The sequence below is a fragment of the Bradyrhizobium sp. WYCCWR15520 genome (assembly GCF_056174665.1).
This window is the reverse complement of the sequence record NZ_JBWBWM010000023.1, coordinates 1-20,841: the sequence shown is the minus strand read 5'-3', so window position 1 is coordinate 20,841 and position 20,841 is coordinate 1. Positions and strand designations below refer to the sequence as shown.

General features: G+C 62.1%; 20 protein-coding genes and 1 pseudogene. 11 read left to right on the top strand and 10 right to left on the bottom strand.

What is annotated here, in order from left to right; genetic code table 11:
- Positions 1-778: 778 nt before the first annotated feature.
- From AC0QUY_RS25320 to AC0QUY_RS25305, 4 genes are all read left to right on the top strand, one after another.
- Positions 779-1,549, top strand: coding sequence for an AfsR/SARP family transcriptional regulator (locus AC0QUY_RS25320; RefSeq protein ID WP_475388933.1), 771 nt, complete (start codon positions 779-781; stop codon positions 1,547-1,549).
- A gap of 152 nt (positions 1,550-1,701) precedes the next feature.
- Positions 1,702-2,889 (top strand): hypothetical protein, encoded by a 1,188-nt coding sequence (locus AC0QUY_RS25315; protein WP_475388931.1) that lies wholly within the window; start codon positions 1,702-1,704, stop codon positions 2,887-2,889.
- A gap of 62 nt (positions 2,890-2,951) precedes the next feature.
- On the top strand, positions 2,952-3,182 hold the full coding sequence (locus AC0QUY_RS25310) for a hypothetical protein (protein ID WP_161850758.1): 231 nt from the start codon (positions 2,952-2,954) through the stop codon (positions 3,180-3,182).
- Positions 3,183-3,229: 47 nt separating this feature from the next.
- Positions 3,230-5,188: a S8 family serine peptidase gene (locus AC0QUY_RS25305; protein ID WP_475388929.1), complete on the top strand. Its 1,959-nt coding sequence runs from the start codon at positions 3,230-3,232 to the stop codon at positions 5,186-5,188.
- A gap of 225 nt (positions 5,189-5,413) precedes the next feature.
- Here the strand turns inward: AC0QUY_RS25305 and AC0QUY_RS25300 are convergent, their stop codons facing one another.
- From AC0QUY_RS25300 to AC0QUY_RS25280, 5 genes are all read right to left on the bottom strand, one after another.
- Complete coding sequence (locus AC0QUY_RS25300; RefSeq protein ID WP_475388927.1) at positions 5,414-6,154, bottom strand: ABC transporter ATP-binding protein; 741 nt, start codon at positions 6,152-6,154, stop codon at positions 5,414-5,416.
- Positions 6,151-7,389: an ABC transporter permease gene (locus tag AC0QUY_RS25295; RefSeq protein ID WP_475388926.1), complete on the bottom strand. Its 1,239-nt coding sequence runs from the start codon at positions 7,387-7,389 to the stop codon at positions 6,151-6,153. The genes AC0QUY_RS25300 and AC0QUY_RS25295 overlap by 4 nt, the downstream gene beginning before the upstream one ends.
- A 5-nt stretch (positions 7,390-7,394) precedes the next feature.
- Positions 7,395-8,600 (bottom strand): efflux RND transporter periplasmic adaptor subunit, encoded by a 1,206-nt coding sequence (locus AC0QUY_RS25290; RefSeq protein ID WP_475388923.1) that lies wholly within the window; start codon positions 8,598-8,600, stop codon positions 7,395-7,397.
- Positions 8,601-8,615: 15 nt separating this feature from the next.
- A complete protein-coding gene (locus AC0QUY_RS25285; protein WP_475388922.1) occupies positions 8,616-9,392 on the bottom strand; it encodes a tetratricopeptide repeat protein in 777 nt (258 codons plus the stop codon).
- Between the two features lie 388 nt (positions 9,393-9,780).
- A complete protein-coding gene (locus tag AC0QUY_RS25280; RefSeq protein WP_475388920.1) occupies positions 9,781-10,863 on the bottom strand; it encodes a serine hydrolase in 1,083 nt (360 codons plus the stop codon).
- Positions 10,864-10,988: 125 nt separating this feature from the next.
- On the opposite strand from AC0QUY_RS25280, the gene AC0QUY_RS25275 reads away from it, so the two are divergent.
- Both AC0QUY_RS25275 and AC0QUY_RS25270 read left to right on the top strand, forming a co-directional pair.
- Positions 10,989-11,330 carry a hypothetical protein gene (locus AC0QUY_RS25275; protein ID WP_475388919.1) on the top strand — a complete coding sequence of 114 codons (342 nt, stop codon included), beginning with the start codon at positions 10,989-10,991 and terminating at the stop codon, positions 11,328-11,330.
- A gap of 241 nt (positions 11,331-11,571) precedes the next feature.
- A complete protein-coding gene (locus AC0QUY_RS25270) occupies positions 11,572-12,576 on the top strand; it encodes a glycoside hydrolase family 3 N-terminal domain-containing protein (protein WP_475388918.1) in 1,005 nt (334 codons plus the stop codon).
- A 3-nt stretch (positions 12,577-12,579) separates the two neighbouring features.
- On the opposite strand, the pseudogene AC0QUY_RS25265 reads toward AC0QUY_RS25270, so the two are convergent.
- Positions 12,580-12,983, bottom strand: a pseudogene (locus tag AC0QUY_RS25265) (hypothetical protein).
- Positions 12,984-13,480: 497 nt separating this feature from the next.
- Between AC0QUY_RS25265 and AC0QUY_RS25260 the strand changes: the two are divergent.
- Positions 13,481-14,101 carry a response regulator transcription factor gene (locus AC0QUY_RS25260; RefSeq protein ID WP_475388917.1) on the top strand — a complete coding sequence of 207 codons (621 nt, stop codon included), beginning with the start codon at positions 13,481-13,483 and terminating at the stop codon, positions 14,099-14,101.
- 109 nt (positions 14,102-14,210) lie between these two features.
- Here AC0QUY_RS25260 and AC0QUY_RS25255 read toward each other — a convergent pair whose 3' ends face one another.
- From AC0QUY_RS25255 to AC0QUY_RS25240, 4 genes are all read right to left on the bottom strand, one after another.
- Positions 14,211-14,456, bottom strand: coding sequence for a hypothetical protein (locus tag AC0QUY_RS25255; protein WP_161850750.1), 246 nt, complete (start codon positions 14,454-14,456; stop codon positions 14,211-14,213).
- 233 nt (positions 14,457-14,689) lie between these two features.
- Positions 14,690-15,082: a response regulator gene (locus tag AC0QUY_RS25250; RefSeq protein ID WP_057838002.1), complete on the bottom strand. Its 393-nt coding sequence runs from the start codon at positions 15,080-15,082 to the stop codon at positions 14,690-14,692.
- Between the two features lie 284 nt (positions 15,083-15,366).
- Complete coding sequence (locus AC0QUY_RS25245) at positions 15,367-16,029, bottom strand: Crp/Fnr family transcriptional regulator (RefSeq protein WP_371419379.1); 663 nt, start codon at positions 16,027-16,029, stop codon at positions 15,367-15,369.
- 1 nt (position 16,030) lies between these two features.
- Positions 16,031-16,429 (bottom strand): hypothetical protein, encoded by a 399-nt coding sequence (locus tag AC0QUY_RS25240; RefSeq protein WP_246738792.1) that lies wholly within the window; start codon positions 16,427-16,429, stop codon positions 16,031-16,033.
- 645 nt (positions 16,430-17,074) lie between these two features.
- Here AC0QUY_RS25240 and AC0QUY_RS25235 point away from each other — a divergent pair.
- The 4 genes from AC0QUY_RS25235 to AC0QUY_RS25220 all read left to right on the top strand — a co-directional run.
- On the top strand, positions 17,075-17,491 hold the full coding sequence (locus tag AC0QUY_RS25235; RefSeq protein ID WP_475388916.1) for a response regulator: 417 nt from the start codon (positions 17,075-17,077) through the stop codon (positions 17,489-17,491).
- Positions 17,492-17,756: 265 nt separating this feature from the next.
- Complete coding sequence (locus tag AC0QUY_RS25230) at positions 17,757-19,766, top strand: flagellin N-terminal helical domain-containing protein (RefSeq protein ID WP_475388915.1); 2,010 nt, start codon at positions 17,757-17,759, stop codon at positions 19,764-19,766.
- Between the two features lie 169 nt (positions 19,767-19,935).
- Positions 19,936-20,316 carry a flagellar biosynthesis repressor FlbT gene (gene flbT, locus AC0QUY_RS25225; RefSeq protein WP_475388914.1) on the top strand — a complete coding sequence of 127 codons (381 nt, stop codon included), beginning with the start codon at positions 19,936-19,938 and terminating at the stop codon, positions 20,314-20,316.
- Positions 20,317-20,552: 236 nt separating this feature from the next.
- On the top strand, positions 20,553-20,841 hold a 289-nt coding region (locus tag AC0QUY_RS25220; protein WP_475388912.1), incomplete at its 3' end, for an Hpt domain-containing protein.

The window sequence follows — 20,841 nt, the reverse complement described above, 5'->3', positions numbered from 1 at the left end:
TATGTCACTGATTTTATTGGATGTATCTGAGCCGCGCGGCAATCCATCCCTCTCCGCCATCGTCTGTCCAGCCGGAGGCATTGGTACCTAGTGGGTGACAACCTCGTGCCGAACGGCTGCAAGGTTCTTGGGCTCCCGGTCTGTGCTCCAGGTCAAAGTATCCGAGATCAAAGTGCATGAAGCTGGCGGGCAGTGCTGGCGCTTTCCGTGATGCCGAGCCTTTTGGCCGGTCAGCACGGGTGAAGAGGTTGATATTTTTTCGGGTGCCGACGGAGGCGATCGCACGCTGTGACTCGTCGCGATCGTGGAACGGATAAGCCGGTTCGGGGCAACCCGTCGTGGCGGCGTGGTGAGTTCGTGTTGAGTTTGGTGGGACACTTCGTGTCGAGCGCTTCATGCGGCGGCTCTGTGTTGAACTCACCAACCAAGGCGTCGAAGCGATTCGGCGCTGCAGACCGTTGAAGCCGCGTGGACGTATCGCGTCCTTTTTGAGGGTGAGATTCATGCGCTCGTGACGGCCGATGCGATCAGACAGCTTTGCATACGCAACCTCACGCATATGAGGCAGTTCACTATCGAAGGAAACTTGCAATCACTAAAAAGATATGAGGTGGTCCATTGTCTTGTCTAACTAAGGTTGTAGGATTGTCAGACGCATCTCGGTCCTGGCCGCCGACGTTTTTACAGGTGGCGGCGTCCCATTTGTGGACGATCATGCTGATAAGTAATTGCTCGGTATCGAACTGCTTCGGGTCAGTTATTAACTGAGGGTCATGACATGCCTCTGCTGCAGATCAATCTGTTCGGCGGCGTCGAGGTAATGCAGGTCTCCGGCGAGTCGGTATCGATCCCGAGTCGAAAGGCCGCGACGCTTCTAGGCTATGTAGCCCTCAGCTCCCCTCGCGGCATTTCACGCGGCAAGCTCGCTTTGCTGCTGTGGGACGGACACTTTGCAGATCGCGCGCGCGCCAGCCTTCGACAGGCCCTGCTCACATTGCGCCGTGTGCTGCCGCAATACGCCGACGTGATATCGGTGGATCGCGGTGACATCCGCATCTGTCCGGACGCCGTCAAGACCGATGTCGGGGAATTCGAACAACTCCTGAAGGAAGGGGACCCCGAACGGCTGGCGCGAGCGGCAGCGCTTTATCGCGGCGAACTTCTCGATGGCATCAGCTCAACCTCATGTGCGTTTGAAGCCTGGCTGTCTGCCGAGCGCCAGCGCCTCCGGATGCAAGCCATGCGGGCCGTTGTTGGCCTGCTGGACGCCGGCGGGCGCGAGCGAATGGACATCGCCATCGCCCTTGCGTTGCGTATTCTTGCAATCGATCCACTGCAGGAGGACGTGCACCGCATATTGATGCGCTGTTATGCGCAGCAGGGCCGCCGGGCGGACGCTTTGCGTCAGTACGATCTTTGCCGCGCGGTGCTATGGAAGGAAGTTCGCGCTGTGCCGGAAGGGGAAACCGAACAATTGCAGCGCGACATCCGGCGCATGTTCCGCACTGACAATTCGCGTCCGCCTTACCCAACTTGCCCGGTGCCATAGACTTTGACGCAACTTTCACGCTCCGCATGACACTTGGATCACGATCATGCGCGTAACATCAGCCTCACCTTCGTACGCGAAGTGATCCCGGTCCTGCACCGTAGGCGCGCGTCGCTTACGGGCCAGGCAACATATTGAAGGAGGCTTTACTCATGAATGGAACGCAGCAAGGAATTGAAGACTACAGTCAATTGGATCCGCAAGGGATATTCGGCTCCATCCTCGGCGGCGCCGCCGGAAGATTGATCGGCGGCCTGATCGGCGGCAAGACCGGGAAAAATGTCGGTGGTATCGTGGGCAAGGTTGGCGGCGGGTTCCTGCCATTCTCCACCGGACCAGACACGGCTCAACCAACGGACATGGAGCTGCAGAGCTTCTGGAGCGTGCTGAAGAAGATCGGTCAGGGTGCGCAGACCGGCCTGGATATCGGTAAACAACTGGGCATTTTCAGCGCCGGCCAGCCCGGCTTCCAGCCTGCCGCCGCGGAAGCACCGCCGACGGACATGGAGCTGCAGAGCTTCTGGAGCGTGCTGAAGAAGATCGGCCGGGGTGTGCAGACCGGCGTGAATGTCGGTCGCCAGCTCGGCGTCTTCGACGCCGGTCAGCCCGGCTTCCAGCCCGCCGCCGCGGAAGCGCCGCCGACGGACATGGAGCTGCAGAGCTTCTGGAGCGTGCTGAAGAAGATCGGTCGGGGTGTGCAGACCGGCGTGAATGTCGGTCGCCAGCTCGGCGTCTTCGAAGCCGGTCAGCCCGGCTTCCAGCCCGCCGCCGCGGAAGCACCGCCGACGGACATGGAGCTGCAGAGCTTCTGGAGCGTGCTGAAGAAGATCGGCCGGGGCGTGCAGACCGGTGTGAATGTCGGTCGCCAGCTCGGCGTCTTCGAAGCCGGTCAGCCCGGCTTCCAGCCCGCCGCCGCGGAAGCACCGCCGACGGACATGGAGCTGCAGAGCTTCTGGAGCGTGCTGAAGAAGATCGGCCGGGGCGTGCAGACCGGTGTGAATGTCGGTCGCCAGCTCGGCGTCTTCGAAGCCGGTCAGCCCGGCTTCCAGCCCGCTGCGGCAACGCCGCCGACGGACATGGAGCTGCAGAGCTTCTGGAGTGTGCTGAAGAAGATCGGTCAGGGTGCGCAGACCGGCCTGGATATCGGTAAACAACTGGGCATTTTCAGCGCCGGCCAGCCCGGCTTCCAGTCTGCCGCGGAAGCGCCGCCGACGGAGATGGAGTTGCAGAGCTTCTGGAGCGTGCTGAGGAAGATCGGCCAGGGTGTGCAGACCGGCGTGAATATCGGTCGGCAAATCGGTGTCTTCGACGCCGGCCAGCCCGGCGGCACGATGCACTAGACCTGACGACGAAGGGCGGACGCAAGTCCGCCCTTCGCGCAGCAGATGTGAATGGAGCCTAGATGGCGGATTCAAACTCGCCGCAGGAATTCATCGTGCAAGGCGAGCCGGTCAAATCCGGTCAGTTTGCCGATTACTTGAAGCGCGAACCCGGCGTCAGACGGGTCGCGCAAATTGCGCCCGACGTCGTCATTCTTTCCATGACGAACACGCAGGCCAATCGCCTCAAATCGGCGTTCACCACCATCGTGGTGGAGCCGAACTCAACGCTGAAGCAATTCGACCCCGATTGATTTCGAGGGGCAAGCCCATAACTCGCAAACCATTAAGGAGGCCGCATATGGCCGCAAGAAGCAAATCAGGAACTCCGGGCCACAGTGATCATGATGAAACGGCCGACAGCGGCGCGCATTCGGAACAAGCGCCGGCAGCGTCGGCATCAAATGGCGGAGCTACGGCGACGCCTCCATCAGGGCAGGACGCCGCAACGATCGCACCGCGCGCGGCGCAATTCATGATCGCGCCGCAGCAGCAAAGCGGGGTTGCGACCTTCAGTGCCGATTTTGTGGCCCAGCAGCTCACCAATAGTCCTGACATCGAGGTGGTGAAGACGGTGCAGCCGCCGCGCCTGTTCGGATTTCAGAGCGCGGAGCTTGGACAAGCGCCACTCAGTCCGCTGGTGCTCGCCCGCATGGCTCCCGACAAGGCCAAGCTGCTGCAGACCCAGGCGGGAACGCGTCTTGCGGTGGAGCGCGATGAGCGGCTGAGCTACATGCTCGACCCAACCACACCGCAAATGCCAAATCCCGGGGTACTCACGCCGTTGGCTGACGGCTTCTCGGCGACGATCGAGGTGTTGGGCCAGACCGGTCCGCTGCCGGACGCCGAAGTCTATGTGTTCGGCAGCATGTGGCCGACCCAGGGTGTCACCGATGCCGCCGGCCGTGTCACGCTGACCATTCAAGGCGAAAGGCCGGATACCATCCGCTCGATCCTCGTCAAAGCCAAGGTCGACTACTGGACTTTCTGGCTCGATCGCCCGCAGCTCGTTCCCAATAGTGTCAACCGGATTGTCGTGAGAGCCCTCGCTGCGTCACTGCGCGACTTCCCCGGCCGGCAGTTGATGGGGTGGGGTGAGCGCGCGATGGGTCTTGATCGCGTGCCCCCGGGCTATGATGGCGCCGGCGTGAAAATCGCGGTGATCGATTCCGGCGCGGCGCCAACCCATCGCAATCTGCGCGGCGTAACCCGCGGCGCCAGCATCGTCGGCAATGATAAAACGGCCTGGACCGTCGATACGATCGGCCACGGCTCGCATTGCGCCGGAATCATCGCCGGCGGGCCGGTTCCCGGTGGAGGCGGCATCCGCGGCTTCGCGCCCGCGGCGGAGATCCATGTCTGCCGGATCTTCCCCGGCGGTCGGTTCAGCGATCTCGTCCAGGCGCTCGATTACTGCATGGAGCAGGGCATCGACGTCGCCAACATGAGCCTGGGTGGTGGCGAGCCTTCGAAGATCATCGAGGATCGTATCGTTCGGGCCAAACAATTGGGTATGGCCTGTATCATCGCTGCCGGGAATTCCTCGGGGCCGGTACAATTTCCGGCTTCGACACCGCATTGTCTGGCGGTTGCCGCGATGGGCAAATGGGGCGAATTCCCCGAGGACAGCTACCATGCGCAGCAAGCGTTGGATGGTTTCCGGAGCCGCGACGGATATTTTCCGGCAAAGTTCAGTTGCTTCGGGCCGGAGATCGACGTCTGCGCGCCCGGCGTCGGCATTATCTCGTCGCTTCCAGCGGACGGTTTCGGCGCATGGGACGGCACCTCGATGGCGACGCCGCACGTCACGGGCCTGGCCGCCCTCGTGTTGGCGCATCACCCGGACTTCAAGGGTGCGTTCCAGAATCGCGACGGGCGCCGTGTGGAACGGCTGTTCCAGATCCTGAAGGAGACAGCGACGCCGCTGCAATTCGGTGATCCAAACCGTACAGGCGCTGGATTGCCGAACGCGATGCGTGCACTTGGCCTCGAAACCGGCGTCGCCCCGGGCGCCGCCGCGCCCGGAGCCGACCCCTCGCTGGACACCCTCCGTCGTCTGCTGGGACTGGCGCAAGTCGATGCACCGAGCATGGTTCCGGCCGGTGCAACGGCACCGCAGTCCGTCCATCCGATGCAAAACGGTGCGAGCCACATCGCGCGCGGTCCGGCACAAACGACGGGCGCGACACTTGCGCCAACGATGATGGACCCCAATCCGGCTCAGATTCGGGAGATCATGCACAAGGTCGGATTGCTGTAACGCCAAGGCTTTGGGTGCATGCCGCAACGGGGCGCAGCTGCAACAGCAGCTGTGCCCCGCGCATGTCAGCATGAACAAAAGCCGCAACAGCGCGCAGATCAGCACCGCTCGTGCGGGCGCGTTTGCCGAAAACGCCGAGAGCTCCTCCGCCAAGCGAAGCTCGGCAGAGGCTAGACGATTGCGTAAGTGAGCAGCAGCCTCGACTTCTCGTCGACGGCTCCCTATTCAAGCGTGCGAGATTTCACACGGCGCGATGGAAGGTGAAAGCAGCTCGGCTCCGCCCCGCTCTGTAATCTCGGCGATCTTGCCGTCGACGATATGGACGCGGCGGTCAGCGCGGGCGGCGAGCGCCGGGTCGTGGGTCACCACGATCACGGTCTGGCCGTTGTCGGCGATGTCGCGGAGGATCGAGAACACCTGTTCCGTCGATTTGGTGTCGAGCGCGCCGGTCGGCTCGTCGGCGACGATGATCTCGGGGCGGTTGGCCAGCGCACGGGCGATCGCGACGCGCTGGCGCTGGCCGCCGGAGAGCTGGTTGGGACGCTTGTTGGCGTGCTCGGCAAGCCCGAGCGAGCCGAGCAGCGCAAGGCCGCGCTCGCGCATCTCGCCTTCGGCCATCACGCCCGCGGCGCGCATCGGCAGCAGCACATTGTCGAGCGAGGTGAACTCCGGCAGCAGGAAGTGAAACTGGAACACGAAGCCGCATTTGGTCAGGCGGACGTCGGCGCGCTCCGATTCCGACAGTTTTGAAGTCGGCTGGCCGCAGATCATCACCTCGCCTTCGCTGGGAGCATCGAGCAGGCCCAGCAGATAAAGCAGGGACGATTTGCCTGATCCCGACGGGCCGGTAATGGCGACGAATTCGCCCTTGTTCACCGCAAGATCGATGCCGTTGACGAGGGTGTGCGAAACATCGCCTTCGATGCGACGGACCAACTCCACCGCCTGCAAAGCAACTTCGGTCATGACGCTCCCCGGATGATTTCAACTGGATGAACCCGCGTCGCCTTGCGTGCCGGGAAATAGGCCGCGCCGGCGCAGCAGAGCAGGGATATGCCACCGGCGACCACATAGTGCATCGCCGAGTAGTAGATCTGCAGCGGAACGGTCGTGCCGGTCAGCGGATTGAAGATCGTGATCTTCGACCAGCCATAGCAGAGCAGGTAACCGAGGACCCATCCGAACAGGATCCCGACCACGCCGATGATGATGGATTCGATGATGAAAATCCGTCGCACCGCATACTCGCGCATGCCGACCGATTTCATGATCGCGATATCCTGGCGCTTCTCATGCGTGATCGTCGAGATGATGTTGTAGGTGGCAAAGGACGATGTCAGCAGCATCGCGCCCATCACGGTGAGCACGATGAAATCGCGCACGGTGAAGGTCGACAGCAGGTCGGCATTGGCTTCCTGCCAGGATACCGCCTTGTAGCCGGTCTGCGCCTCGACCTGGGCCGCGACCTTTTGCGCCGCCATGGGATCGTTCAACCGCAGTCGCAGCTGGTTGACGACGCCGCTTTGTCCCATCATGACCTGCGCCGTCCCGGCCAGCGAATAGATCTGGCTCTCGTCGACGCGCTTCAAGCCGGAGCGAAACACCCCGGCCACCGTCGAATTCAACTGGATACCCTGGCCGCCGACCAGGAGGACGGTGTTGCCGGCTTTCACGCCGAGTTTCTCGGCCAGTGCCTCGCCGACGATGATGCCGTTCGGCGCGCGTGAGAGGTCGTCAAGCTTGCCCTCGCGCATTTGCGAGGCGAGTTTCGAGACATGAACCTCGCGGCGGGGGTCGATGCCGGTCAGGGTGATACCGATGCGCGCGCCGCCGTGATCGATGATCGCGGTGGTCTTCACCGAGGGTGCCACGTTGCCGGGTATCCAGGAGCGCAGCGAGCCCATCACCGTCTCAGGATATTTGATGCCGGGACGTTTGCCGACATTGGCGATGTCGGCCATTTGCACCGCTGCATATTCCTGCTCGGCGGGCTGCGTCGGCACGGACCGCCGCTCATCCTCGACCGTGACATGCGGCATGGTGTCGACGAGCTGCCGCAGGAAGTCGATCTGCGACCCCTGCATCAGGCCGGCCATCATGATGGTGAAGCCGACGCCCATGGATACGCCCGCCATGCCCACGAGAGTCTGCCGCACCCGGGTGGTGACATGCGTCCATGCGATGTTGAACAGAAGCTTCACGGCGGTTACCGGCTGTTGCTGATCATGTTGCGACGGGCGTCGTTGACGACAGAGTCGATGTGGGCGGTCATGGCTGCCGAAATCACCGCGTCATCGGGGTCCGACCGACCTGTATTCGCCACGGCTACAGCCGCAGTGGCGGGTGCTGCATCGGGCTGGTCGGCCGGTTCACTCGCGGGCGCGGGCTCCACGGCTCTGGTCAAGCTGTTGTCGATGCGAATCCTGGCGCCGTCAGCAAGGTCCACGCGTGCGGGCGAAAGCACCGGGGTGCCCCTGGATACGTCGCCGATGATCTCGATGTTGCGGTTGCCGCGGATGCCGACTTTCACCGGCACGCGTTTGACCCGGCCGTCATCGACCATCTGCACCGCATCGCCCGCAACGGCTTCTGCCGGCACGACCATGGCCGCCTGCTTCTCGCGGAAGATGATGTTGACCTCAACCGACATGCCGATCCGCAGCGGCGTATCCTGCGGCAGCCGCAGATAGACGCGGAAGGTCTTGCGGGTCGGGTCGCCCTTGGGCGTGATCTGGGAGACCGCGGCGCGCAGGGCTCTTCCTGGGAAAGCCTCGCTTCGCAGAAAAGCCTTCTGACCGGCCGCAAGGCGGTTGATTTCCTCCTCATTGATCTCGGCAACGACCTGCATCGGAGCAGGCGGCCCCACCACGAACAAGACATCGGTGGGGCCGGCGATCTCGCCGACCTCGCCGTCGCGCCGCAGCACCATGCCGTCGAGCGGAGCTCTCAGCACCATCGAATCGAGCCGCACCTTCTGTGCCGCGATCCGCGATTTTGCTTCCTCGAGCTTGGTCCAGCGCTGCTCGTATTCGGTGCGCGTGGCGTCGTTCTTGTCGCGATCCTTTTCGGCACGCGCCAGATCACGCTCGAGTTGGCCCCGATTGATTTCCATCTGATCCAGCGCGCTGCGCTCCTCGGCGTCGTCCTGGCGGCCGAGGATCTGGCCGGACTTGACCACCTGTCCCTCGCATCGGCACAGCTCGACCAGCCGGCGGCGCTGCAGCGGCACCACCTTGGCCCAGCGCTCGGGCTCGACGATGCCGGTTCCGTAAACGGCTTCGGAAACCGGCGCGAGGCTCGCAATGCTGGTGGTCACCAGTGGCGCATGAAGGAAATGGGAATAGGCGTAATGGCCGACCCCTGCCGCAGTGATAGTCAGAATGCCGGTGGCGATGAGATGCTTCAATTTCATGGCGCGTCCTGTGAGTCAGAAGCCGAACCGCTTGCGCAGGCCCGTGGGAACCTGGTCCATCAGATCACGAACATCGTCTCTCTTTGCGTTCTTCGCGGGAGCCGCCGACGAGACCTTGGGTGATGCCGGCAATACCGTGACGTTGGATGGCGCCGGCTGTGCGATCGCCGCCGCCGGCGCGGCTGCGGGCGCTGGCTGCACGGCCGCGGGTGCAGGTACCGGTACCGGTGAAGGCGCAGCCGTCGCGGGTGGGTCCGGCTGGTCGTCTGCAGCTCTTTCGATAATCGAAGCCTTGTTCGAAGCCTTGACCGAATCCCTGGTCATGCCGGCGACCCGGACGGCGCGCCAGGCTCTTGCGGCCACCACAGCACGGCCGATCTCGTCGCTCGTCATCTTCTTCATCAGCAGCGACATCAGTTGCCGCGCGCCGTTGCGGTCCTCGTCGAGCTTGCTCGCAGAGGCTACGATATGGGCCCAGCTATAGGCCTTTACATTGTCCTTCGGTGTGCCGCGCCCGCTGGCGTGGAGGCCGGCAACGATCAACATGGCATGGGCATGTCCCTGATCGGTCGCGCGTGAGAACCAGCGAAATGCTTCCTGGTCGCTGCGCGAGCGGCCGACGCCCGCTGAATAGAGCGCACCGAGATAGAACTGCGCCTCGTCATCGCCCGCCTGCGCCGCCTGCTCGTAGCGATTGGCCATTTCCCGATCGGACGCGGAGTCGGCAGCAGCAGTGCGGAGGCCGGTCAGCACAGTGAGGCAGCAGGCAGCAACGACGACCGCCCGTTTCATGGCCTTCGAAATCGCGTAACGAGATCGTGGCCGCAATGATCGGGTTGCCAGCGGGTTGATCGATCGGAAACTGGAGATGCGCTGCATCGTACACGCTTTCAGCTTTGTTGTGTCACGCCGGAAAGTCGTCGAGCGGCTAGCGCGGGACGTCCCCCCACAGCGCCTCTCGTGAACTGAAGCCTAGCTCACTTGCGCGCCGACAAATGTGCGGCCTGTCACATAATGCGCTTGCTGCCTCCGGAACCCGATTCGCGGCGCGTGCAATCGCCGAGGCCTGGCGGTCCCACGTTCAAGCCGCGCAGAGGGGCCTGCTGCCTTCCGGGCCGCTCGATCGAGACCCTCAGCCCGCTATCGCGCTAACGCCGGGAGGATGTGATAGCGGCCGATCTCATGAGAAAATTCGCCGCGGTTCGCCAGGAGAAGCAAACCGATCCTTCTCCCCGGCACCAGGCCTACATAGGCTGACGCATTGTTGAGGCCGATTTTCCCAGGCCATCGCTTGGCCGAACTGCTGGTCAATATGGAACGCCTCGCGCTGGGTCATTCGCAAGGCCTCGCGCAATTGCGGGTCGGCCGCGTTGCCGTCGATGCAGGCAGCCATGAAGGTGGCGAGGTCCCGGGCAGTGGAGAACATCTGTCCGGTGCCGGGAAAATCGAAATAGCTCTGCTGGTTTCCGGGAGCGCCGATCGGCGTGCCCTGGTCGGAGTAACCCTGGACGGTTTTCTGCAATCGTTCCGGAGCCATGATCGCACGGTTGTCCCGCCCGCGTTCCGGCATCAGCGTGGAATGCATGCCGAGCGGCATCAAAATACGGCTTTCGACAAGTTGTCGGATCGGAACACCATAGCGACGCTCGAGTGCCAGCTGGAGCAGGACGTAACCCGCGTGAGTATAGATGCGCTGCTTGCCGGGCTTCTCGCCGGCGTGCGGCGTCCAGGCGTTGAGCATGTCGATGAATTCAGCCTGGGAGTACGAGGCGTTTGGCCACGGCGGATGATCCGTCGCCAGCAAGAGACCGGATGTGTGGGCAGCGAGCTGGCCAAGGGTGACCCGACTGATATAGTCGCCGCGCAATTCGGGGACGAATTTGTTGACGGGGTCGTCCAACCTTAATTCGCCGCGGAGCACGCCGAGCGCGAGCAGTGTGGCCTCAAACAGCTTTCGAACCGACGCGACATTGAACAGCGTGTCCGACGTGACGGGCCGTTTCTCGGCCTCATCAGCAAAGCCAAAATTGAAGAACTGTATCCGACCGGCGACGTAAGCGGCCGCCGCGACGCCGCCTGGATGGTCGGCCGTCGTCAGCGGAGCAAGGTTCTCCGTCACGATCTCTCTTACGTGCGCGTCCATTTCAGGATCCGCGCGAATGACTCGCGCTCCGCCGAGCAGAAATAAAAGCGAGAGGCATAGAACTGCGCCTGAGCGGCAAAGCCACGATCTCGTTGAACCCGCCGTCATCCGGACCTGCATGCGAGATTGCCACACGCGGGCAAATCAACGGGCGATCTGAAGCTGCCTGTCGGAAGCCCACGCATGGCAAAGCTAGAAAACCGCAGCGCAAGAGCCAATCACTTCAAGTGGGGATCCGTGCACGATTGTTTGATAATGCCGGGCTTCACACCAAACTCGCCCGAGCGTTCGGCCCGGGCGAGGTTTTTCTTCGTCTCGAATCAATAGCGGTAAAACTCGCCCGAGCGTTCGGCCCGGGCGAGGTTTTTCTTCGTCTCGAATCAATAGCGGTAGCAGACATTGATCGGGCCGTAGGGGCTCCACTTCCAGCAGCTGTTATAAACGTGGAAGTGAGGGCGGTGGTGGTGGTGATGGTGATGGCCGTGCCCAAAAAAGCCATGGCCATGACCGTGGTGATGACCGTGGTGGCCATGGCCGTGCCCGTGATGGCCATGCCGGTGCCCGCCGGCGAAGGCCTGGCTCGATAAAGTCAGAGACGCCGAGGTCAGCGCCAGGGCAGCGATAGCAGCCGGAATGATTTTCTTGATGCTCGTCATGGGGGTCTCCTGGGTATGCAGCGCGGAATCGCCCTGCGATGCTCCACCCTGGACGCGCCGGTTGCGATAAGATGTGATCAGCGTCACTCAGATGGCGTGACCCATCTCATTGCGTGGTCCGGTCATTTGCTGGAGTTTGCCAAACCGAAACATGATAGTTGAGGCTATCACCATGCCCGTCGGCGAGCTCTTCATCCTCGGCTTCTTCGGCAAGATCGTTCCGGACTGGCTGAAGCAATTCGCGGTGCGCTACGGCCTCGGCGGTGTGATCCTGTTCGACTATTCCTGCCAGACGCGAGCATACGACAACAACATCGATTCACGGGAGCAAGTGCGGCGCCTCTGCGCGGAGATATCAGCGCTTCCTTTTGCGCCGATGGTGTTCATCGATCAGGAGGGCGGCCTGGTGCGGCGGCTGAAGGAGGGCCGCGGCTTTGCGCCATTGCCGAGCGCGAAGGAGTTCAACCATCTCGCGCCGGATCGAAAGCGCGCGATCCTCACCACGAGCTTTGCCGAGATGCGGCGGCTCGGCATTCACTATGATTTCGCGCCTGTCATCGACGTCGACTACAACCCCGACAATCCAAATATCGGCAGGATCAAGCGTTCCTACTCCGCAGATATCGCCGAGGTGGAAGCCAATGCGTTGCTGGTTAGCGAGGTGGCGCGGGCGCAGCGCATCGGCCTGTGCCTCAAGCATTTTCCCGGCATCGGCGGCGCGATGGTGGATTCGCATCAGGAGTTCATGGATATTTCGGATGCACTGCGACCGGAGCAGGAAGAGCTGTTCTATTCGCTCGCATCAAAAATGTTCGGCGATGCGGTGCTGGTCAGCCATGCGATCGTCAGGCAATGGGATCGGGAACGCCCGATGACCCTGTCGGCGGCAGGGCTTGGTCGCTTGCGCAAGCGCCTTCCGGATTCGCTCCTGATCACCGACGACATGCAGATGCAGGGATTGCAGAAGGCTCTGGGCACGAAAGAAGCCAGCCTGCAATCGCTCAAAGCGGGCATGGACATGCTCTGCATCGGCAACAACCTGCTCGATCAGGAACAGGAGATGGCCGCAGTCGCCGAGTACATCGGTGAAAGCCTGCGCGACGGAATCCTGTCCACGTCGGCGATAGAGCAATCCATCGCGCGGGTTCGCAAGCGGAAGGCACTGTTGACGGCCTGACGCCTATTGCTGCTGCGCCTTTTCGTGTGCCGCTACGCCGATCGCCTTGTAATCATAGGTCGGATAGAACTCGGTGCGATAGCTGCCCCAGGCGGTGTTCTCGAGGATGCGGTTGACCTCGCGCAGCCGCGACGCCGGCAGCCGCAGCGTCACCACCTGCCCGATGCCCATCATGACGTACCAGCTCACCACTTCGACGCCGTGGGGGGGAAGGCCTTGTAGTAGCCCTGGCGCTGCAACTGCGCATTGAGCTCGCTTAAGGGGCGCGACTGGTCGTGCTTCAGGAAGACGGTGAGCATCACGGCGTTGTCGGCCGTCGGCGGCGCATTCTCCGCCGGTGCAGGCGCGGTCTGTGCCGCTACGCCCGAGTTGAACGCCAGGGCACCGGCCAGCACGGCCATTCTCATCCACGATCCCTTTGCTTGCGACATCGCCGTCTCCTTTTTGGATTCGTTGCGGGATGATTTTGAGCCTCGATCATTGCGAGGCTGCCGCAGCCTGTAAATCGGAATCGATCAAAATGGATACCATAAGCAGTGGCTTCGCGGCGCGGTTGTGAAGGCCATTCACGCCTGCACGACAGGGCCTACGCTCATCCGTGACGAAACGTGGCCGCCCCGAGCCGGCGCGGATCCTGGGGCGTCGAGAGGTCGGAAAAATCGGAGGGAGTCGGTTGTGATCTATTAACAAAGTAAATGCAGCTACCGTGAAAATACGGAGCAAAACGGACGCAATGCTTAACCGCGATTTGTTCGCTTGGGTCAAAAAAGTCAAGTTTGCTTCCAACTTTGAGCGACTTTCGGCGAATTTCGGCCGGTTATCAGGGTGAGCCGGCGGTTCTCTCCGTATTCTTACCGTATGCGAAATTAACCATGATAAAGGGTGGAACCGATAAAATAGTTATATGTCAGGACAAGACCATCGAGCCTCTGATTCGCACTTCATGAAGTGGATGGAAAGCGTCACGCCTCTCGACGAGAATCCTGACATCGTCCAACTGTCCGTCGCGCGCGCGCGGGCCGCGGACGAGGCAGGAGCGGCGATTGCCCGGCAGTTGAACGGGCCGCTGACGGCGTTGCTGCTCTACATGAATGAGATCAAGCAGCACAGCCATCAGTTTTCGCAGACCCCCGGCACCCGGCTCTATCTGCAGCAGGTGGTGGAGAACGCGCTTCAGCAAACCGAACGTGTCTGCGCTCTGGTGAAGCAGATATCGGACAGTCATCCAGCGGCGGTCTCCGATGCCCTTTGCAAGCAGGCCGGCGAGGGGCACGCCGGTCGGCCGGCGGATGGCAGCCGAAAGCCGGGCCTGGTGCTCGCCCCGGAGTCCGGCCAGAAGCCGCTGACCAAGCGCGAGCGCGAGGTGCTCAGCCTGATCAGCGAGGGTTGCTCCAACAAGCAGGGCGCCTTGCGCATGAACATCAGCCCAAGGACGTTTGAGAGCCATCGCGCCGAGGTCATGCGCAAGCTTGGCGCCCGCAATACCGCGGATCTGGTTCGCAAGGCGCTGCTGCAGCCCGCCTGATCCTTCCCGAAGCAATATCTGTGATGTGCGGCTGAGCGCGCAGCGTCAAGCTATCGATGTGGGGCCGCGGGCATGCCGGCGATCTTCGCAGGATCGCCCGTTCTGCCGTTCAGCAGAAATCTTCCATGAGGGGTCGACCGCGGGGCGCGGGCCGCATCGAGACCGTCGGCCTCGGCTCTTCCGGGATGATCGTGATGGTCCACGCCGCCGGCACACTCGACTTGCTTTCCACGATGGATCGAACGTGGCCGGTGACTGCCGATCCGCCCGAACGCACGGTGGCGGTTCTGCCATTGAACTGCGCGATACGGAAACGCCGCACTTCTTTCCGATCGCTCGTTTCAAACGTGAACATGAGGGGACTCCCTTGATCCACGCAACTATCCTCAGTCAACGTTATCCGGAGGTGAAAATCTCTAACCGTAGAAGTACGGCCAGCTCGCGCATCCGCGGCGCGGAGCAAGCCGGTCCGGTTGTCGAAAGCAATTCTCGTGAGGAGCGCCGCATGCATGTCGTCGCATCGGGCGTCGAGGAGGATGACCGGAGGCAGGCGCGGCCTTGCGGTTGGCGGCGCCTTTCGGGACGATGTCAGCCGGCGGCGTCCGGGAATACCGCTTCCATCTTGGTCTTCAGCGTCGCGGCGTTGAACGGCTTCACGATGTAATTGTTGACGCCGGCCTTCTTCGCGGCGATGACGTTTTCGGTCTTGGATTCCGCCGTGATCATGATGAAAGGCGTCTTGGAAAATTCAGGGCTGGCGCGGACTTCCTTGAGCAGGTCGTAACCGGTCATCGGCTCCATGTTCCAGTCGGAGATCACGAGGCCGTATCGCTTGGTCTGCATCTTGGCGAGCGCGGCCGATCCATCGCTGGCCTCGTCGACATTCTCGAATCCGAGCTGCTTGAGAAGGTTACGGATGATGCGGATCATGGTGCTGTAGTCATCGACCACCAGGATCGGCATCGACAGGTCAAAAGCCATGTTCGTACTCCGCGCAAGCAACATGCCGCCGAACACAGGTGAATGCGCGTTGCACGCGAAAGAGTCTCGATTGCCTTTTCTCGAACCCGCACCCGTCAGCACCGTGACGACTATCAGGGCTCGTTGAACAGCGCGTTAATTCGAAGCCCGCTGAGAGCCGCAGGGGCGCCATTGGCCGTAGTAATACGGTGAGGTATCGCGGGAATGGCTCAATCATCGCGCGCAACGGTATCGCGATGCGTATCACAGATCGGGCTGCGGCCGTCGTCGATCGCGGAAAGCGGTCATGCGGCTACGCTGTGGGTGCGCGGATGCAGCAGCCTCGTGTACTGCGCCTTGACCGTCCCGTAGCACTCGCAGGACGTCTTGATCAGGCCGTCCACGTTGGTGATTTCGATATGCCCGCGGCTGTAGTGGATGAAGTTAGCCTGCTGCAGGGTGTTGGCCACCAGCGAAACGCTGTTGCGGCGCGCACCGATCATCTGGGCCATCGCTTCCTGGGTTAGGACGATCTTGTCGCTGCCGGAGAGGTCGCGCGTGTGCAACAGGCATCGCGCCAGCCGCGATTCCACCGTGTGCGAGGCGTTGCAGCCTGCAGTCTGCTGGATCTGCGCATAGACGGCGAGGCCGTGCCGCACCAGCGCGGTGCGCAACGTTGTGCTCTGATCTGCGGCAAAACGAAGCTGGTCGAGATCGATCGTCGAGGCGGCGCCGGGCACCATCACCACGGCGCTGTTGAGCGCAACCGCGTCGCCAAGCGCAGCGAATGCACCGAAAATGCTGTCGCGGCCGATCATCGCGACCTGGACATGCTCGCCGCGCGCCAGATTCACGACCAGCGAGATAACGCCCTTGTGCGGAAGATATGCGCGCTTGAGCGTTTCGTCGACTTCGACCAGGACAGTCTCCGGACTGAGGTCCGTGGCACGCAGGTGCGGGCGAATCAATTCAAAATCGTCCGCGGTCAGCGAGGACAAAAAACCATTCGGAGAACGAGGGGCTGAATCCAAAGCAGTCTCCTGCCTTACGGGCCAAGCCGGTCTCTGCTGCGTACTGTCCGAAATGCAGGATGATCCTTGCATATTTCATTGGCAAGAAAAAATTGCCAAAAGGACGCACGGGCTTGGCGCCAATGCCGCGTCGCCAGGGCTGCTCCTGCCGTGACAGGATTTTGGAGGCGCGCCGCTCCTCGCGTCGATGACGCAAAAATCTGCAGCGTCGGCCGCAGCAGGCCGTGCCGATGCCGCGACGGGCGCACGCTCCGTCGCGTGGCATCTTCCCGACAAGGTCGTCGCTATCAAATGATCGCATCGTCGATACGCTGCTGTCGAGCAAACGTAGATTCATGCACGGGCGTTCGTGGACGCAGCGATGCGAACTCCACTGCGAAGAAGACCTGCAAGCAATCGATGCGGAGCGCGCACGTGCGGGTTTGCATCAATGAAGGCCCGGGTGTTTCGGATCAACAATGGCCTGGGCTGTGGTGCGGCAGGCTGGGTTACAAGTTTCCGTTTCCGCCGGAAGCGGGAACCAGTCTTATACACCGTAAAGGGCAGACAGAGCCGTCCATTTGCCGCGGAAATGCGGTAGCAAGCTGATTCGCAAGACAAAACGGCCACGCGATTGGAACCGAAGGTTCCATTGCGGGAACGCAATCCGGCGCCGGAGCGCGATACCGGCGCAAGCCGTTTCGTCCGGCAACGCTGCTCGGCGTGATCGACAAGTGCCTGTCGGAAGCGGAACAACGTCGAAGACATACGGCAAGGCTGGCGGCCGCCGGGAGCGCGCCACCGAACATCTCGAGAGTGAGGCGGAGTACGGGCTGAACTGCCAGGGAGAGGCCACACGGCGGTCGCTGATTTCGTCTGTCACGACGAGGCGGCGGAAGCCGCCGGCACTTCACACCAAACAGAAAACCAGACAGCCCCCAATGCGATTCTGACTGAGGATTATTGGACTGAAAGTACATTGTCGGCTGCCGGGGGGCTAAACATGACTCGCGTTCTCATCGTCGATGACGATCCCATGGTCTGTACGGCCATCGAGATCTATCTCGAGCGTCACGGCTTTGAGGTGACGATAGCCGACGGCGGCGAAGCCGGGCTTCGCGCGCTGGAAGATTCCTCCTTCGACCTGATGCTCGTCGATATCTTCATGCCGCACATGCGCGGCTTCGAATCGATCAGGATATTCCACGAGCGTGCGCCGAAAATTCCCCTGGTTGCGATGTCCGGATACGCCTTTGCCAATCTCGACTCGCCGGCGCCGGACTTCCTGCGCATGGCGCTCGAACTCGGTGCCGCGCGCTACCTTCGCAAGCCGTTCACGCCGGGGGCGCTGCTGGCGATCGTCAATGAATGTTTGGCCGAAGCCCGGTCCGGTTTCAGCGGCGCCGTGCAGTCGAGCTAGATCTCGCGGACATCCAGCACCTTATTCATCCAGCACCCAATAATCGCGTGTCCGCGATTGAAGCCGTTGCTGCGACGAGACCCCGCTATGCGCGGTTAAGACTCTGTTCACCATAAATGAAATTCGCGAACGTTTTCTTCGCCTTTCGTATTCGTACGGATCGGCGCGTTAACCTGCAGGTAGCGGTGCAGGACCAGTGTGGCAGCATCGCCCAAAGAAGTTTGTGGCGTTGCGTCAATCGTGTTCATCCAGAAGGGTATGAGTTATGTCAGGTATCGTTCTCTCCGCTTCGGTTCGCCAGAACCTCCTCTCGCTGCAGTCGACCGCCGATCTGCTCGCCACCACGCAGAATCGCCTTGCCACGGGCAAGAAGGTCAACACGGCCCTCGACAACCCCACCAACTATTTCACCGCCGCCTCGCTCGACAGCCGCGCCAGCGACATCAACAATCTGCTCGACGGCATCGGCAACGGCGTGCAGGTCCTGCAGGCTGCCAACACCGGCATCACCTCGCTGCAGAAGCTGGTCGACTCCGCCAAGTCTGTCGCCAATCAGGCGCTGCAGACCACGGTCGGCTTCTCGACCAAGTCGTCGTTCACCTCCGTCGTGATCGACGGCGCAACGGCCGACAATCTCGTCGCCGATCAGGCTCCGACCAACGCCGCGTTCACCGGTACTTCCGCTCCGCAGCGCGCTGCGTATACCAGCGCTGCGGCTACCGCGGGCACCCAGATCACGACGACCGCCCCTCCGGGCAACGCGACCGGTGCGTCGCTGCTGTCGACCCTCTCCCTCACCACTGCGGTCGCTGCCAACGACACGCTGACCGTCAACGGCAAGACGATCACGTTCCAGGCGGGCGCGAATGGCCTCGTCGGTTCGGGCAACGCCTATACGTTGGGTATCGATACCTCGCTCGACTCCTTGGTCGCGGCGATCGACACCCTGTCGGGCAATGCGACCCCGGCCAACGCCTCGACGGCAACGGCCGGCATCATCACTCTGAGGTCCGGTACGGCCTCCAATCTCACCGTGACCGGCTCCGCCGGCGTGCTCGCCAAGCTCGGCATCGGCGGTGCCGGCCAAGCCACCGCTACTCGTACCGGTGGCGCCGTGACGGCCGGCGCTCTGGCCGGCACCACCAAGCTAGGCGCCGGCGACGGCACTGCTCCTTCGCTGTCGAACGCCTTCGCGGTCGGTGACACCCTCACCGTCAACGGCAAGACGCTGACCTTCGTGGCCGCGAACACGATCGGCAACGATCCGAACCAGATCAAGGTCGACAGCGACGTCACCGGCCTGCTGGCGAAGATCGACGGTCTGACCGGCTCGTCGACGGCCTCGACCATCGGCGGCAGCGGCGTGATCACGCTGAACACCGGCACGCTGAGCGACTTGACGATCACCAGCAGCAACGCTGCAGCTCTCACCGCGCTCGGTCTGGCGGGCGGCGTGACGCAGGCCCGCACGGAAGTCCCGGGCGTGCTGGAAGGCAAGACCCTGAAGATCGGTGCGACAGGCGGTGGCATTGCCACCGACATCGTGTTCGGCGAAGGTGCCGGCCGCGTCTCCTCGCTTAACGAGCTGAACGAGGCCCTCGCCGCCAACAACCTGCAGGCCACTTTCGTGTCCGGCAAGCTGACGATCACCACGACGAACGAAGCGGCTTCGGCCACGATCGGTGCGATCACCGGCTCCGCGGTTGGCGCCAGCCAGGCGTTCGCTGCCGGCACCACGGCTCCGGCTCCGGTTGTTGACGCAGATGCCAAGCTGGCCCGTGATAACCTGGTCAACCAGTACAACAACATCATCAATCAGATCACCACCACCGCGCAGGACGCGTCCTTCAACGGCGTCAACCTGCTCGGCGGCGACACTCTGAAGCTGACCTTCAACGAAACCGGCAAGTCGACGCTGAGCATCCAGGGCGTCAACTTCAACCCGGCCGGCCTCGGCCTCGACCTCCTGAGCTCGGGCGCCTTCAAGGACAACGCTGCGATCAACGACATCGTGACATCGCTGAACGGCGCGTCGTCCACGCTGCGCGCGCAGGCTTCTGCCTTCGGTTCGAACCTGTCGATCGTGCAGATCCGTCAGGATTTCAACAAGAACCTGATCAACGTGCTGCAGACCGGCTCGTCGAACCTGACGCTGGCCGACACCAACGAGGAAGCGGCGAACAGCCAGGCGCTGTCGACCCGCCAGTCGATCGCGGTGTCCGCGCTGGCGCTGGCCAACCAGAGCCAGCAGAGCGTGTTGCAGCTTCTGCGCTAAGCGGGACGGTAACGTCAACGATCAAGGCGGCGGGGAAAACCCCGCCGCCACCATCGATCCAAATTTCCTGAGTATTGTCTGGCGGCGTATCCGCCGCGCATTTGCACGAACGATGTTTCGCAAACGTCGTGAGCCCTGCCGCTCGCGCGTCTTCGAACGGGGGACGATTGTGCCGCTACGCGTTGAACTGAAGCCATTTGAACGGATCGTTATTGGGGAAACCGTTCTCGTCAATTCCGGCACCCGCACCTCGTTCCTGATCGACGGCGAGGCGCCAATCCTGCGCGAGCGGGACACCATCAACGCCGAGACAGCCAATACGCCCGCAAAGCGGCTCTATCTCTGCATTCAGACCATGTATCTGAAGAACGACATCTCGCGTTACCGGACCGCCTATCAGGGCTATTTGCGCGAACTGCGCGATGCCAGGCCGGGCGACCGCCTCACGATCGACGCCGCCAATAACCATGTGGCCGCAGGCGCACTCTACAAAGCGCTCAAGGAAATCAGGAAGCTGGTGAAGCGTGAAGACGAACTGCTCGCAGCCTGATCCGCTCCACCTTCGCACCCGTTTTGTTTCCAGGCCGTCATCCGGTGCGCTGGCCGTTTGTCGCCGCGGCTAGCAAATGTCGTCGACCGTCTCGATGGACCGCCGTCCCCAACCGTTCATCACGACATATTCACCATATCCGTATTAGCACGGACCGTGAAATTAACGTAGCCGTGAAATCCGAAGGGTTATTTCTGCAGAAGGCCAGTATCCGGATTTTTTGAAGGCGTGCTCATATGGATGACCTGTTACGGGAGTTCCTGACAGAGACCAGCGAGAGCCTGGATACGGTCGACAATCAGTTGGTGCGGTTCGAGCAGGACCCGAGCGACGCGAAGATTCTCGATAACATCTTCCGCCTGGTCCACACCATCAAGGGCACCTGCGGCTTTCTGGGTCTGCCGCGGCTGGAAGCGCTCGCCCATGCCGGCGAGACGTTGATGGGCAAATTCCGCGACGGCATGCCGGTCAAGGCCGAAGCCGTGACGCTGATCCTGTCCTCGATCGACCGCATCAAGGAAATCC

Bases quoted from the DNA above. Each gene is read 5' to 3' on its own strand.
- AC0QUY_RS25260 (WP_475388917.1), top strand. From the start codon at position 13,481: ATGTCAGGACAAGACCATCGAGCCTCTGATTCGCACTTCATGAAGTGG.
- AC0QUY_RS25305 (WP_475388929.1), top strand. From the start codon at position 3,230: ATGGCCGCAAGAAGCAAATCAGGAACTCCGGGCCACAGTGATCATGAT.
- AC0QUY_RS25290 (WP_475388923.1), bottom strand. From the start codon at position 8,600: ATGAAATTGAAGCATCTCATCGCCACCGGCATTCTGACTATCACTGCG.
- AC0QUY_RS25230 (WP_475388915.1), top strand. From the start codon at position 17,757: ATGTCAGGTATCGTTCTCTCCGCTTCGGTTCGCCAGAACCTCCTCTCG.
- AC0QUY_RS25315 (WP_475388931.1), top strand. From the start codon at position 1,702: ATGAATGGAACGCAGCAAGGAATTGAAGACTACAGTCAATTGGATCCG.
- AC0QUY_RS25270 (WP_475388918.1), top strand. From the start codon at position 11,572: ATGCCCGTCGGCGAGCTCTTCATCCTCGGCTTCTTCGGCAAGATCGTT.
- AC0QUY_RS25310 (WP_161850758.1), top strand. From the start codon at position 2,952: ATGGCGGATTCAAACTCGCCGCAGGAATTCATCGTGCAAGGCGAGCCG.
- AC0QUY_RS25235 (WP_475388916.1), top strand. From the start codon at position 17,075: ATGACTCGCGTTCTCATCGTCGATGACGATCCCATGGTCTGTACGGCC.
- AC0QUY_RS25255 (WP_161850750.1), bottom strand. From the start codon at position 14,456: ATGTTCACGTTTGAAACGAGCGATCGGAAAGAAGTGCGGCGTTTCCGT.
- AC0QUY_RS25240 (WP_246738792.1), bottom strand. From the start codon at position 16,429: ATGAATCTACGTTTGCTCGACAGCAGCGTATCGACGATGCGATCATTT.
- AC0QUY_RS25285 (WP_475388922.1), bottom strand. From the start codon at position 9,392: ATGAAACGGGCGGTCGTCGTTGCTGCCTGCTGCCTCACTGTGCTGACC.
- AC0QUY_RS25300 (WP_475388927.1), bottom strand. From the start codon at position 6,154: ATGACCGAAGTTGCTTTGCAGGCGGTGGAGTTGGTCCGTCGCATCGAA.
- AC0QUY_RS25250 (WP_057838002.1), bottom strand. From the start codon at position 15,082: ATGGCTTTTGACCTGTCGATGCCGATCCTGGTGGTCGATGACTACAGC.
- AC0QUY_RS25280 (WP_475388920.1), bottom strand. From the start codon at position 10,863: ATGCAGGTCCGGATGACGGCGGGTTCAACGAGATCGTGGCTTTGCCGC.
- AC0QUY_RS25320 (WP_475388933.1), top strand. From the start codon at position 779: ATGCCTCTGCTGCAGATCAATCTGTTCGGCGGCGTCGAGGTAATGCAG.